The organism is Arcticibacterium sp., assembly GCF_055134445.1.
Genome location: NZ_JBSRVI010000068.1, coordinates 1 through 13,629 on the forward strand (window position 1 = coordinate 1; position 13,629 = coordinate 13,629).

Here is a 13,629-nt window from a genome sequence, read left to right on the forward strand (position 1 = left end):
GGTTATCTACTTATTGGTAAAAGGCATTTGCGAGATAATAACAGTTGGATGCATAATTCTGAATTGCTTCAAAAAGGAAAAAATAGATGTTTAGTTCTCATTAACCCTGCCGATGCAGAAAAAGAAGGCATTAGCTCTGGAGATAAAGTTATTGTTACATCTAGGGTAGGAAAAATCAGTATAGAAGCAGAAGTCACCACAGACATTATGCCAGGCGTACTCGTAATCCCACATGGCTATGGTCACGAAAAAGGAAACATAAAGCTACGTGTAGCTCAGAAAAACCCAGGCGTAAGTGTAAACGACCTCACAGACGACCTGCTTATAGATGAACTTACAGGAAATGCAGCCTTTAGTAATGTAAGGGTATATATTGAGATTGCCGCTTAATAAAATTTAACCAACGGATGTGGAATCCATTTCCACATCTGTTTCTGTTTCTTTAGGCAGAATAAAACACCTACGGCATCTGGCCTCATAACTGTCTAATTCGCCTAAAAGTACTTGTTTTTCATCTACGGCCTTTCTATAAGAGAAATGAGCTATATCTCCACATTTCACACAGATGGCATGTACTTTGGTGACATATTCTGCTACCGCCATTAGAGCGGGCATTGGCCCAAAGGGTTCACCTTTAGAATCCATATCTAAGCCTGCTACGATCACTCTTTTACCCGAGTTTGCCAGTTTATTCACAACCTCCACCACACCTTTATCCAAAAACTGAGCTTCATCTATGCCTACCACGTCGCAGTTTCCTGTATAAAGTAATATCTCTGCCGCAGAGTTAACAGGAGTAGATCTGATGGCATTTTTATTATGCGAAACAATGTCTTCCTCGTCGTATCGGGTATCAATACTCGGTTTAAAAATCTCTACATTCTGTTTGGCTATCTTGGCACGATTTAGCCTTCTGATCAGCTCTTCTGTCTTTCCGCTAAACATGGAGCCACATATCAGTTCCACCCATCCCATCTTCTGGTCTTTTGAACTATCTCTTTTTGGCTCGATAAACATAAATTTACTTTTTTTTCGTTTAGCTAAAAGTGGAGCACTTTTTGTAACTTTACTTCACTTACATGCTCCTACAAAAGAAACGAATTTGAAAATGACGTACAAATGGAATTCGGCAGATGTCGAAACTTACGCAAAAGCTTTCTCTAATCTCATATGCAATGAGTATTTCCAAAATCAGAAAACCATCTCTGGTGGAGACATTCTGAAGATAACAGAGATAAAGCAACTTAACCTATTAGTTATCAGAAACTTGTTTGAAAAATGGCAAGAAGAAAGTAGTCGGTTAAAGAGTCCATTTTTTGACTTTGAAAACGAAGAAGTTAAAATAGCATTAAAGGATTTCATGAATACCTTGTCTAAATTTATTTCTGTCAGCAGAGATAAATTTGAGAGTTTATTGGCAAAGTCCGTTCAGGATACGCTTCAACTCGCAATAGAACCAAAAGGTTATTTTGAAAATTTAATGCGAAATCTACCCGAGTTCAAATTGACTGCGGAGTGGATTAACGCCAACAAAAAGTATTTTCTTATCAACAAAGATGTATTAACTGAACTAGAAAGCAAGCTAAGTGGAGGCCCCATCTATGCCAATCAGGGTATAGAAAGCTTGTCTGAAATTTTCAATAAATATACATTAGAAGACGCATCCGAAATTTTGGAAGATTTTGATGGCATACTTAAATTAACGCTGAGTAGTAATAATGCCAATAAGTCATTCTTTGAGGAGGCATTCGAGGCCTCTATTTCTCAGGAAAGGAAATTACAACCTTCTCAAGAAAAGCCCGATGTGGTCATTCAGCCTGCCATGGTTATGGAAAGACCAGAGCCTGTTACGGTAAAAATGCCAACCGTAGAGAAACCTGTGGAAGCTTATAGGCCAGAGGTTAAATTCAAAGCAGCGGTAACTGAAAACATCAGCTTTAATGATAGGTTACTAAATGGTAGCCAAACATTAAACGATAAAAGAGTGGCAGAAACAAACACCAGCCTTTTAGATTCTCATAGCAGATCCAAGATTAATAGTCTTAAAAGTGGTGTTTCTCTAAATCAGCGTTTCCTGTTTATTAACAATCTATTTAGCGGAAATCAGGATGCTTATAACAGAACTATAGAAGCCTTAGACACCTATAGCTCGCTCACCGAAGCCATGAGCCATGTCAACCAGGAAATAGCTTCTAGATTCCAGTGGGATAGTAACTCTGCAGAAGCAGAAGAGTTTTATGCCCTCATTGAGCGAAAATTCAATTAAGTAGAAACTTTTAATTTCTTTCAAAAATTAATAAGACTCTTGGGTTCCAAACTCAGGAGTCTTTTTTTGTGCTAGACCGAAGCTTATTAATACGCTTTAAAATGAATCCTAAAGGCATTTCAAGGAATATTCATTTCACAAAAAGACAAAACATGATGGCAAATTGAGTCATTTATTCGACATAAGGGCTAAAAACGAATTTGAATTATTTTTCTAAATTTGCCTAAAAAGGGTTATTTTTCATTTCCATGCAGAAAACCCTTTTATACTTTTTTATCACAACTACCCTCAGTTTTGCTCAAAATGGCCTCTCAAATGTAGGAGGTAAAAGCTGGGGAATGGGGCATGCCATGGTGGCCTTATCGCACAGTCAAACCTTCTTTTACAACCCTGCTGGATTAAGCTTTTTAGAAAATACTGTTGTTAATTCGTCTTATGATTCTCGGTTTGATATAGTCGGTCTTTCAACCCTTTCTTTATCTGCCGTGAGTCCTCAAAAATGGGGAACATTAGCTCTGGGAGCGGAACGTTTTGGCGATCAGCAATACAATGAAAACAAAGTCGGCATAGCCGTAGCCAAAAACACAGGCAACGTTTCATTAGGCGTGAAAGTCTCTTATCTAGGAGTGGTAATGGAAAATATCTCCGCTCATAATACCCTATTAACCGAGTTTGGCGTAATGGCAAAACTCTCCTCAGCGTTTAGGCTAGGCTTTCAGGCCATTAATTTAACAGGTGCTGCATTATCTTCTTTCCAGAAAATACCCACCACTTTAAGATTAGGAGGGGCATTTCAACCCAGCGTTAAGATTACCATTTCGGCAGAAACCGAATATATTATAAAGCAAAACCCCTTTTTAAAAGCCGGTTTAGAATATATGCTTTTTGAAAACTTCTTCCTTAGAACAGGAATAAACTCAGGCGTAAGAACCAATCACTTCGGAACGGGATACGCCTATAAAAAATGGCAATTTGATTATGCCGTTAACACGCATCCAACTTTAGGGCTTTCGCATCATTTCAGTTTGCAGCTAAACTTTCCAAAAAAGCTTAAATGAGACTGAAAATCAAATACATATTGACCATTATAGCTTTCTTTATGATGCATATCGGTAAAGCTCAAGTGACACGTTTGGACGCTCCCAGAGTGGAAATAGATCTACAAAACTTTATTCAAAGGCTAGTAGCCACACAACAAGAAGACGTTAACTATGATGATTTATACGAAGCCTTATTACAGTTTTATCTCAACCCCATTGACCTCAACAAAACTACACCAGACGAACTCAGAAGCTTATTTGTCCTTTCTGAGGACCAGATTAATAATTTCGATGCTCACATAGAAAAGTATGGTAGATTACTCAGCCTTTATGAACTCCAGACCATTGCGGGTTTTGATTCTGAAACCATTCAAACACTACTCCCTTTTGTGAGCGTGAGTAATGGTATTTCTACAAATGATGTTAAAGGAATCTTTAATAGAGCCACAGACCATTACTTGGTTATTAGAACAGAACAAACCTTAGAAAAAGCGAAAGGATTTAAGGAAAACAAATACTTAGGTTCACCCCAAAAACTTTATGCCCGTTATCGATTGCAGCACGCTAAAGATTTTAGCCTGGGGTTTATTATGGAAAAAGATCAAGGTGAGCCCAACATTGCAGATTACACTACCTTTCATTTCTTACTTCAGAACAAAGGGAGACTCAAGAGTGCCATTATTGGAGATTATCAACTCCAGTTTGGTCAGGGACTCATTATGGCTGGAGGTTATGCCGCTGGCAAAGGAGCAGAACCCATTTACACCACCAGAAGAAGTGATTTGGGTATAAGATCTCATAACTCTGTTTTGGAAGGAGGCTTTTTAAGAGGGGCTGCAGCCACATTTCAAATGGGTAAGGTAGATCTAACGGCTTTCGGCTCTTTAACCAAAAGAGACGCAAGCATAAATACTGAAATAGAGGATAGAGAAGATGTTTTTAGCTCCATTTCTGCCTCTGGCTTACACAGAACGGCATCCGAAATAGATAAAAAGGGTGGACTAAAAGAAACAAGCATGGGACTAAATGCAAAATGGCGACACGCTAATGGGCATATAGGATTCACGGTGCTGAATACGAGTTACAGTGGGCTTTTAGAAAGAACATTTAGAGAATATGCCGTTTTTGAATTTAAAGGAAACCAAAACATGGTGGTAGGTCCAAATTTTTCATACTCCTGGCAAAATTTTAATTTTTTCGGTGAAGCCGCTCGTTCTTCGAGTGGTGGAATTGGGGCGATTGGTGGTTTTGTGGCCTCCTTAAGCCCGCAAATAGAATGGGCCTTAAATTTCAGAAACTATGACCGTAATTTTCATAGCTTTTATGCCAACGCTTTTGGGGAGGGAAGCCGAACTATCAATGAAAAAGGTATTTATACCGGCATAAAATATACGCCTAAAAAAGGCTATACCTTTGCTGCATTTTACGACAAATTCAAGTTCCCTTGGTTAAGATACTTGGTGGATGGTCCATCTGACGGAGACGATTACCTATTAAGGTTTACCCTAAAACCTACCAAGAAATGGATTTTCTATACACAATATCATAGAGAACAAAAGGAGAAGAACTTCCCCGATAATATAACCGTATCTGATTATTTGGTAAAAACAACCCGCCAAAACTTAATGGCACAGTTTGAATTTAACTTCAATAAGAAACTAAAATCACAAACAAGGATGCAGTATAACGCATTTCAATACGACGGTCTTCCTAAATCTAAAGGAGTAGCACTTATTCAAGACTTAGAAGGAAACATAGGCCGGTTTCAAATTAAAAGTAGAATAGCCCTTTTCAAAACGGACTCTTACGATTCTAGAATCTACGCCTACGAAAATGACGTGCTTTACACGGTTTCATTTCCAGCTTACTTTGGCAAGGGTTACAGAGCCTATTTATTAGGAAGATATTCGGTGAATAGAAACATCGACATTTGGGCCAGGATTGCCCGTACATCACTGAAAGATACTGATACCATTAGTTCTGGTAATAATGAGCTGGATGTTCCACACAGAACAGACGTGAAATTACAGATGAGGTACAGGTTTTGAGGCTCAGAGCATATCTTTAAATTCCCGATGTTACAAGGATTTAATCCTTTGACATTAAAGAACAAAAACTTTTCTATTACAGCATATGGAGACGCTTAAGCTACCATATTTCAGGCACTTTAGCCGATAAAATATAGTAAACCATAGATACGGATGTAGGTGAACCTCAAGATTGATTTATTGCCTTATAAAACACTCATTGCGATTATCCAATACATAAACCGGGTTAAATCAATCATAAGCTTTCTAGTGCCTCATAAGGTTTTAGCATAATAACAGAATTAAGCTATTGTGCCCCAAACCCGATTTACCATTCCATAAAATTCAAATTCGATTCAAAAAAATCTAATACAAAAACCATAACTTAGAAGTTAAGACTCAAACCCTATTTTGCCATGAAAACTATATTTACTCTCCTTTGCGTTTCTATCGCACTGTCATTTTCCTATTCATCTAACGCCCAAAAATTAGCATTCGGAAAAGAAGTTTCCATTAATATTGACGCTATTCATCGGGCCGCAATTCAGCACACCGCATCCATTGAAACACTGTCTTTAAACCTAGAACTTCCTTTACCAACTGGTGAAATGACCACTTTTAAGCTTGATTACTCCGCTCTTATGGAGACCCAACCCTCTGATATTTTAACTTTTTCCGCCCAGAATTTTGATGGCAGTGCCATTGCTCGCTGTAGCCTAACACCTAGCGGATTTACTGCTATCATGAGGTACCAAAACGGCTATTATATCATTGAACCCATTGATGCTAAAGAAGGCAGGTATAGCATTTACAATATAAATGAAAGCCCAACTGGAGAATGCGGTATATCAAACCCGTCAGAAAGTAAGATTACGGATAACAATGGGAAGATATTGAGTGCTGCTAATTTCCCTGTGGGTACTCAAATGAGAACGTACAGGTTTGCAGGAGCCGCCACAGGAGAAATGACAGCTGCCTATGGAAGTCAAGCATTGGCAAAAGATAGAATAGTGGCCATTATGAACGCTACCAACCTAATCTATCAAGTAGAAGCATCCATGCAATTTAGCGTCATCACGAAAACCACTAATTTGTCATTAATCTTCACAAACCCTAATACAGACCCTTTCAACGTAAACACCAACTTTGGTGATGCCGGTGACAGCCAAGATGGCTTTGACATTATGAATGGAAATGCTTCCTTGTTGTATTCTGAATATGACATGGGGCACACTTTTAATCATTACGATGCACAAGGAGGTGCTAGAGGAACTGGAGGAGGTTCTCCCTGTGTAAATGCTAGCAAATCCTCTGGCTGGACAGAATTTGGCACTGGCTCCTCTTTAGGACTTATTGTTGGTGTTTTTGCCCACGAAGTTGGGCACCAGTTTAATGCATGGCATACCTATAATGCTGTTGGAGGTAGTCCCGGTAATACCTCATTTTGCACTGGCGGATGGGACAGTAACACCGCAGTAGAACCTGGAAGTGGAAGCACACTCATGGCTTATGGAAACAACTGTTCCTCTCCTACAAATTATGTTTTAACCTCACCAAACAACGAATCTTACTTCCACGCAAAAAGCCTTGACCAGATTTTCACCAAAATGAGCGGAGTTAGTAATTGTTTTACCACCGCGGCTACAGGAAACACTCCGCCTGTAGTCAGTGTTGGCTCTGCAGCTACTATTCCAAAAGGAACCCCGTTTTCTCTAACCGGAAGTGCAACTGATGCCAATGCTGGCGATGTGTTAAGCTATACTTGGGAACAAATGGATAATGCTTCCGGTAGTGACCAGGGGGCTTTGGGAAGTTCTATAAACGGCACAGGAGGTTACCCTGCAGTAAACAGTACAGCTTCGGCCCCACTCTTTAGAAGTAGAATTTCCAGTTCACCCTCTAGAACTTTTCCAGACATTAATTTTATTCTTAACAACGCCAATAATCCAGCGGATAATGAAGGCGAAGATTTACCGCAGGTAGCTAGAACCATGAACTTCAGGCTTACAGCTAGAGATAATAAGGCAAATGGCGGAGGTGTTGATTCTCAACCCTTGGTAGTTACCGTAAACGCTACAGGACCATTTCAAATAACAAGTCATAATACTGCTTCTACTATGGCGGCTGGCAGCAGCATTACCGTGAACTGGGATGTAAATGGCACAAACGCCTTATCGGCCAATGTTAAAATTTCAATGTCTATAGATGGAACTAGCTTTCCATTCATACTTTTGGCTTCTACACCAAACGACGGAAGTCAATCCGTCACTATTCCTGCTAACTTTCCTGCCACAGTAAAAGCTAGAATTAAAGTTTCAAGTTTAGGTGGCAATGGATTTGAATGGTTTGATATCAATAATGCTAATTTGACTATCACCTCTACTTGTGCGGCGGTGACCTCCTTTATTTGTCCAACAAATACCGTTTCAGGAAGTCCTGGTAATGCAGCTTTTAATCTGTCGCTCTCAAACTTCACTGGTTCTGAATTAGCCAGTAAAACGTTCACTACAAATTTTGCCGGTCAAAGCCCAAGAAATTTTGTAAGAAGCAATGCTGCAGAAACTGCTTGCGAAGCCCCTGGTTATTCTAATAATTCTGTTATCCTTCCCTTTCAGGTAACCTCTAGTGGTACTTATTCATTAAATTCAGATAACAGTGTGGGAATGACTGTATTATCTTCTTCCGCTATTAATTGTACAGCCTTTATTGGCTCCAGTATAAAAGGCAATGATTTCTATAATGAAGTATCTTCCATTACCTTAAATACCTGTACCACTTACTATTTAGTTTTGTATAATGTTTTCACTTTGACGAATGTCTCCATTACTTTTTCTGGAGGAGGAGATATTATACAAACAGCAACTTACCCAGGAGGCTTTTCTTATACCTATGCGGCAATAAACAATGCAACGGGCAATATTGCTGCCGTATCCTCAACAGCCAATTTCACTAGTCTGTCTGGTGGGACTTACGCTGTCAAAGGACTGTCATACGCCAATGGTACAAACACCGCCTCATTTGTTGGTGGCTCAGAAGCTGCTGCCTATAACACTGGGTCTTGTATCTTATTTAGCAACAATTCCAAGACTTTAATAATTACAGCAGGTCCATGTCCTAGTACCTTAAATCTAGTTTCTACGGCAAACGACATTTCTTCCGGTACACAAACTTTCCAAACCAGTAATGTAAGTAACCCTGGATTAATTTCAGCCACAAATAAGCTTACTGGTGGAAATGTAACTTATGATGCCGGTAAAAAGGTAGAAATGAACCCAGGATTTGAGGCAAGAAGTGGAGCAGTTTTTAAAGCTCAAATTGGCGGGTGTAATTAAAAATCAATCAACTTTCAATCCTATTATTTCAGTAATCAATGTTCAAACCTTCTCTTTTAGTCTTTCTAGTTGCACTCTATTTAAGCCAGTCCGTCAATGGGCAAAACAATTATTCGAAACCAAATAAAGACTTAATTCAAAAAATAAAAGCAACAGAAAACCTAGTTGCTCTCTGGCAATTTAAAGAGAAAACTGGCAAAGCCAAGAAGGCCATAGGTATGGCTAAATTCTCCTTAAAAGAATCTGATGCAGCAATTAAGGTGTTAAATGAAGGGCCACTTTCTGGCCATTCCATAGCGTTAACAGGAAACCAATATCTCACCCTTCCATACGCTGAAGTTGGTGCTCTAAATATCACTAAGCAAGTCACCGTTTTAGCATGGGTAAAATGGACCGGGGAACAAACCGGATTTGTGGGAGGCTTGTGGAATGAATATCAAGATGGAGGAAAACGTCAATACGGCCTTTTCGTTTCACTACCCCACTATAATGGCTTTAACCAAGTCTGTGGTCATATCTCTAAAACAGGCAGACCAACACCGCCATACCCTTACTCTTTGGACTATTCTGCAAGCAAACAAAAGGTCACACCTAATCAATGGGCGGTAGTGGCGTTTACCTATGATGGCACCTACGCTAAATCCTATTTGAATGGCGTTTTTGAATCACGCGAGCCTGAATTAATTCTTCATACAGAAGGCTTTAAAGAAACACCTGAAGGTTTAACTCACAGTAAAAACCCTTATTACTTCCCAGATGGAATGGGCAGCAATGGTTCCGATTTCACGGTTGGGGCTGTGTTACTCAAAAGAGGTATGGGAAACTTCTTCAAAGGCCAAATAGGCGGCTTGGTCGTTTTTGACCGAGCTTTGAATGAAAGAGAAATTAAGGATTTATCAAAACTTAATTAACGTATTTTCATTCCACCAAAGACTTAGTCCTAACAGCTTTGACAATAACAAAGATGACATAACCAACGGGTCCAAACATAAACACAAAAGGAAGAATCAGGCTGTAAAGCCATCTTGGCACACCCACTGTTATTGATTTCCTTATGACATACGCTCCTACAAATAAATCAAAAGCCAGGTAATGTAACCAGCCCATCGCAATAGCGGTATCACTCGTAAAAAGAGCTTTTACACTGGCTAGAGAATTAAAGCTACCCATATCAAAACAACTTAGATCCTTAATTAGCAAATAGGCATATATCAGAGCCAAAAGAAGTATTACCCCATTCAAAACTAGTGTTTGGGTGTATTTCCAATGAGGTAAAATAAGCAAGAGTAACCAACCCAGTATAACAAAAGAGTTTCCGAAAGAGAAGATGGATGATGGTGTCATTTTTTTATTATTTAAAATACCCCTACTGTGAGTTTAGAACAAAAGTAATCTCAAAATAAGCTTTCTTTAGAACATACCAGCGGCTTTATTAATAAGTTTAAAATTGACTATGAAAGTTAAAACCCTCCACAAAAGGCAAAAAAAACAGCTAGAAACTAAAACAATTCCTCCAATTTTAAGGTCTACAGCAGGAGTTAAAAAGTCATACATTTTCTAATGAAAGTCTTCAAATTATCAATGTTGAAATTGAAGCCATAAACACAAGTCATTCGTCGGAAAAAGGGCAAGCAAATCAAATGAAAAGGTCGTTAACCCAAATTATTAATCGCTATCGGAATGGCAGCAATTGGTATACCTTTTGGCGTAATACTGGGTTCTATTCTAGGTAACATGGACTATTTAGGAATTGGCTTTTCCATTAGTATAGCTGTGGGCACAACTATGGTTCAGCCAATACCCAACAATTAGAAATAAAATATGGATAAATAATAATTTCACAGATCACCGATTTTAGACCAATCTTACATTTTATCTCCTACGCATTTTTAGAAAAACGAATAGGAGATCTAGAGGTCCATGCTCTAACTCCCTTACGCTCACACCCCTATGGTCACCAAAAAAAACACCCATCTCCGCATTAATTTCATTCACTGTTTTCTGTTAAAAAAAATGACATTTAAAAGCCAAATGCGGTCTTCACAAGAAATAAAATATAGTGCGTAGCGTTCTAAATAAACTCAGGAAAAAGGTTTTAAATTGCTGCCTTTAATACCTGAAAAAAGGTTTTTTAAACGGAAGACTTATATCTTAGTTTTTTAAGTCAACGGAATAAAAAGTCGCCAACCAAATAGCCTAGGAATGAAAACAATGATTTATGATGTGATTTCCGCATTCGTTAAATCCTTCTCAAAAACCACTATTTCCATCAAAGAAATTAATGGCTCCAAAATGAAACTTCATTATGAGAAAGCTCAGCATCTTACATTTTTGTTCAAGAGGAAAATCTCGTATGAAAACCATCTTCAGAACAAAGTAAAAAAGTATGTAAATTCTGGTGACTTGGTTTTTGATATTGGTGGTAATATTGGTCAGTATGCTTTGCCGTTTAGTCAAATGGTTGGAGATTCTGGAAGGGTCATCTCATTTGAACCTGACTATAATAACTTTGCATTTCTTCAGTTTAATGTCAATATCAATCAGTGCTCCAATGTTCATTGTATTAACGCTGGTCTAGGGGATAATGACAGCCATTTAGAGTTTTTTAGAGACACGGAAACCGGAGGAAGAAGCGGCTCGTTCAAAAAAGAGTTTGTTGGTGAGCACTACAAGGGGTTTTCAGATACCGTGAGCTTAAGAAAATTTGACACGCTTTTAGCGGAATTTGGTATACCTGATTTTGTAAAAATTGATGTAGAGGGTTTTGAAGAAGATGTCTTGAGTGGTTTATCGCAAAAGTTAGATAAGACTATTTTCTTCATAGAAGTACGCGAAGAAACAAAAGTGAAAATATTTAATTATTTTCACAGACGTGGGTATGAATGTCTCTGGATTGATGGCAATGACCACCTCATTAAGGACCCAAATACGATACCCCGGTTTGCAAACTTGATTTTCAAAAAAACCTAATACCTTCGGATTTATCAGGACTAATATCTAATTTCAATAGTCTTAAAATATTTCTTGAATGACGCTTCCTTATTCCGTCCATGAATTGGTTCGGAGTAGGGAATGTTTTAAAAGCAGATGGAAAAAATCACACTTAAGGATTTAGCAAAAATCTTAGATATGTCTATCTCCACGGTATCGAGAGCACTTTCTGATCACCCAGACATAAGCACCAAAACAAAAGCCAAGGTTAAAGAAGCCAGCAAAAAGTATCATTACCTTCCCAATCTAAGAGCCAGGTATTTAAGAACAAACAGCTCAGGGCTTATTGCTTTGATACTACCCGGATACGATATGTTCTTTATTCCAACACTTATGGATGGTATCTCCAGAGTGGTAAAAGAAAAGGGCTATTCTCTGCTAGTCTTTCAGTCTGAAGATTCCTACCAAAAACAACTTGAAATTATAGACTATTGTAATCAACTATCTGTGGATGGTATTTTATTATCCTTGGGTGCTGGAGTACATGAAAACAACGATCTATCTCCTTTAGCGAATAATGGTGCTCCTATAGTGATGCTAGACAGAATGTGGCGAAATGACCATATCAGCACAGTAGGTATAGAGTGTGAAAAGATATCCAAAGATGCCGTGGAATACCTCATTAAAATGGGCCATACCAATATCGGAGGTATTTTTGGAAACGTTCAAAGTACTACCGCGATAAAAAGAAGTCGTGGTTTTAAAGAATCCGTTGAAAAACAAAATGGTGCAGTAAAAGGGGTACAGTTGATGGTGGATCATTCGGAAGATTTCGGTAAGGCCATGGATGACTTTTTGGAACAAAATCCAGAACTGACCGCCATTTACACCATGTCAGATACTCTCACCCTTAACCTTTATCATTATCTTAACAGTAAAAGTATACGTATTCCTGAAGACATCTCTTTAATCGTTATCTCTGACGGCACCCTCCCAAAAGTGATGCACCCGAATACTACTCACTTTTTCCATTCTGCAGATGAAATAGGTCATATAGCAACCGAACTACTGGTGAGGAAACTAAAAGGTACTGACGAAACCGTGGAGCATCAAAGAACAACTTGCCAGTTGGTTGAAATGAAGTCTGTCAAAAAAATAAATTGAAAAATTCATATCTATTCCTGTTCCTTCTATTCTGCTTGGATACATTTGGTCAAGATGTAAGACCATTAAGCATTGGTGAAGTACTAAGTTTTCAATCTGAAATCTTAGATGAAAATAGAAGTGTCAATGTTTATCTACCTCTAGGCTATTCCCATGATTCCAGCATAACTTATCCTGTAATCTACCTGTTAGATGGTTCACAAGACGAAGACTTTATGCATATTTCCGGCCTAGTTCAGTTTGGCTCTTTCTCATGGATAAATATGCTTCCAGAAAGCATCGTTGTGGGGATTGCCAATGTTGACAGGAAACATGACTTTACATTTCCTACTCATAATGTACAAGATCAAAAGAACTTCCCTACCACTGGCGGCTCTGAAAACTTCATTCAATTCATTGAAAATGAACTGCAACCTTTGATTCAAAAAACTTACAAAACTTCTCCCTCCAAAACTATAATTGGTCAATCTCTCGGTGGGCTTTTGGCAACAGAAATCCTGTATAAAAAACCACATTTGTTTAATTATTATATACTGGTAAGTCCCAGCTTATGGTGGGATAACCAATCACTATTAGCGTTTAAGCCTGTTTATGATGCCAACATCAAAGCTATTTATATTTCTGTAGGTCAAGAAGGGCATATCATGAAAAAAACGGCAAAAAAACTTTATAAAAAAGAGAAAAGAAGAGCTTTAGGAAACACGAAGGTCTATTTTGATTATTTCCCTAAACAAAAACATGGAGATGCATTACATCTTTCCGTTTATAAAGCCTTTGAAAGGCTATTTAAAAGCAGGTAATAAAACAAGATTTACTTCCCAAACCACCACCGCTCCATTTCTTACTTAAATGAAAAGTTTCCATAAAAC

The 13,629-nt window shown here is 38.4% G+C and carries 12 protein-coding genes; 10 read left to right on the forward strand and 2 right to left on the reverse strand.

Translation table 11 applies throughout. The features are described from left to right. The coding region (locus ACTBZY_RS09235; RefSeq protein WP_463046046.1) for a molybdopterin dinucleotide binding domain-containing protein at window positions 1–390 on the forward strand (390 nt) is incomplete at its 5' end. A 6-nt stretch (window positions 391–396) separates the two neighbouring features. Here ACTBZY_RS09235 and ACTBZY_RS09240 read toward each other — a convergent pair. Beyond that, complete coding sequence (locus ACTBZY_RS09240) at window positions 397–1,017, reverse strand: thymidine kinase (RefSeq protein WP_463046047.1); 621 nt, start codon at window positions 1,015–1,017, stop codon at window positions 397–399. A 91-nt stretch (window positions 1,018–1,108) separates the two neighbouring features. Here ACTBZY_RS09240 and ACTBZY_RS09245 point away from each other — a divergent pair, with 91 nt between their 5' ends. From ACTBZY_RS09245 to ACTBZY_RS09265, 5 genes are all read left to right on the forward strand, one after another. Next, window positions 1,109–2,266, forward strand: coding sequence for a hypothetical protein (locus ACTBZY_RS09245; protein WP_463046048.1), 1,158 nt, complete (start codon window positions 1,109–1,111; stop codon window positions 2,264–2,266). A 248-nt stretch (window positions 2,267–2,514) separates the two neighbouring features. Beyond that, window positions 2,515–3,324, forward strand: a complete 810-nt coding sequence (locus ACTBZY_RS09250; RefSeq protein WP_463046049.1) for a PorV/PorQ family protein — start codon at window positions 2,515–2,517, stop codon at window positions 3,322–3,324. Next, on the forward strand, window positions 3,321–5,354 hold the full coding sequence (locus ACTBZY_RS09255) for a hypothetical protein (RefSeq protein WP_463046050.1): 2,034 nt from the start codon (window positions 3,321–3,323) through the stop codon (window positions 5,352–5,354). Before ACTBZY_RS09250 ends, ACTBZY_RS09255 begins: the two co-directional genes overlap by 4 nt. 395 nt (window positions 5,355–5,749) lie before the next feature. Next, entirely contained in the window at window positions 5,750–8,665 is a 2,916-nt protein-coding gene (locus tag ACTBZY_RS09260) for a reprolysin-like metallopeptidase (RefSeq protein WP_463046051.1), read from the forward strand. A gap of 38 nt (window positions 8,666–8,703) precedes the next feature. Continuing rightward, complete coding sequence (locus ACTBZY_RS09265; protein WP_463046052.1) at window positions 8,704–9,576, forward strand: LamG domain-containing protein; 873 nt, start codon at window positions 8,704–8,706, stop codon at window positions 9,574–9,576. Window positions 9,577–9,583: 7 nt separating this feature from the next. Here the strand turns inward: ACTBZY_RS09265 and ACTBZY_RS09270 are convergent, their stop codons facing one another. Continuing rightward, a complete protein-coding gene (locus ACTBZY_RS09270; RefSeq protein ID WP_463046053.1) occupies window positions 9,584–10,009 on the reverse strand; it encodes an abscisic acid-deficient protein Aba4 family protein in 426 nt (141 codons plus the stop codon). A gap of 336 nt (window positions 10,010–10,345) precedes the next feature. On the opposite strand from ACTBZY_RS09270, the gene ACTBZY_RS09275 reads away from it, so the two are divergent. From ACTBZY_RS09275 to ACTBZY_RS09290, 4 genes are all read left to right on the forward strand, one after another. Next, window positions 10,346–10,477: a hypothetical protein gene (locus ACTBZY_RS09275; RefSeq protein ID WP_463046054.1), complete on the forward strand. Its 132-nt coding sequence runs from the start codon at window positions 10,346–10,348 to the stop codon at window positions 10,475–10,477. A gap of 390 nt (window positions 10,478–10,867) precedes the next feature. After that, on the forward strand, window positions 10,868–11,635 hold the full coding sequence (locus ACTBZY_RS09280; RefSeq protein WP_463046055.1) for an FkbM family methyltransferase: 768 nt from the start codon (window positions 10,868–10,870) through the stop codon (window positions 11,633–11,635). A 117-nt stretch (window positions 11,636–11,752) separates the two neighbouring features. Beyond that, window positions 11,753–12,760 carry a LacI family DNA-binding transcriptional regulator gene (locus tag ACTBZY_RS09285; protein ID WP_463046056.1) on the forward strand — a complete coding sequence of 336 codons (1,008 nt, stop codon included), beginning with the start codon at window positions 11,753–11,755 and terminating at the stop codon, window positions 12,758–12,760. Beyond that, entirely contained in the window at window positions 12,757–13,560 is an 804-nt protein-coding gene (locus tag ACTBZY_RS09290) for an alpha/beta hydrolase (RefSeq protein WP_463046057.1), read from the forward strand. The genes ACTBZY_RS09285 and ACTBZY_RS09290 overlap by 4 nt, the downstream gene beginning before the upstream one ends. The last annotated feature ends 69 nt before the right edge of the window (window positions 13,561–13,629 follow it).

Coding starts and splice junctions, on each gene's coding strand:
- ACTBZY_RS09240 (WP_463046047.1), bottom strand. CDS start 1,017: ATGTTTATCGAGCCAAAAAGAGATAGTTCAAAAGACCAGAAGATGGGA.
- ACTBZY_RS09245 (WP_463046048.1), top strand. CDS start 1,109: ATGACGTACAAATGGAATTCGGCAGATGTCGAAACTTACGCAAAAGCT.
- ACTBZY_RS09250 (WP_463046049.1), top strand. CDS start 2,515: ATGCAGAAAACCCTTTTATACTTTTTTATCACAACTACCCTCAGTTTT.
- ACTBZY_RS09255 (WP_463046050.1), top strand. CDS start 3,321: ATGAGACTGAAAATCAAATACATATTGACCATTATAGCTTTCTTTATG.
- ACTBZY_RS09260 (WP_463046051.1), top strand. CDS start 5,750: ATGAAAACTATATTTACTCTCCTTTGCGTTTCTATCGCACTGTCATTT.
- ACTBZY_RS09265 (WP_463046052.1), top strand. CDS start 8,704: ATGTTCAAACCTTCTCTTTTAGTCTTTCTAGTTGCACTCTATTTAAGC.
- ACTBZY_RS09270 (WP_463046053.1), bottom strand. CDS start 10,009: ATGACACCATCATCCATCTTCTCTTTCGGAAACTCTTTTGTTATACTG.
- ACTBZY_RS09275 (WP_463046054.1), top strand. CDS start 10,346: ATGGCAGCAATTGGTATACCTTTTGGCGTAATACTGGGTTCTATTCTA.
- ACTBZY_RS09280 (WP_463046055.1), top strand. CDS start 10,868: ATGAAAACAATGATTTATGATGTGATTTCCGCATTCGTTAAATCCTTC.
- ACTBZY_RS09285 (WP_463046056.1), top strand. CDS start 11,753: ATGGAAAAAATCACACTTAAGGATTTAGCAAAAATCTTAGATATGTCT.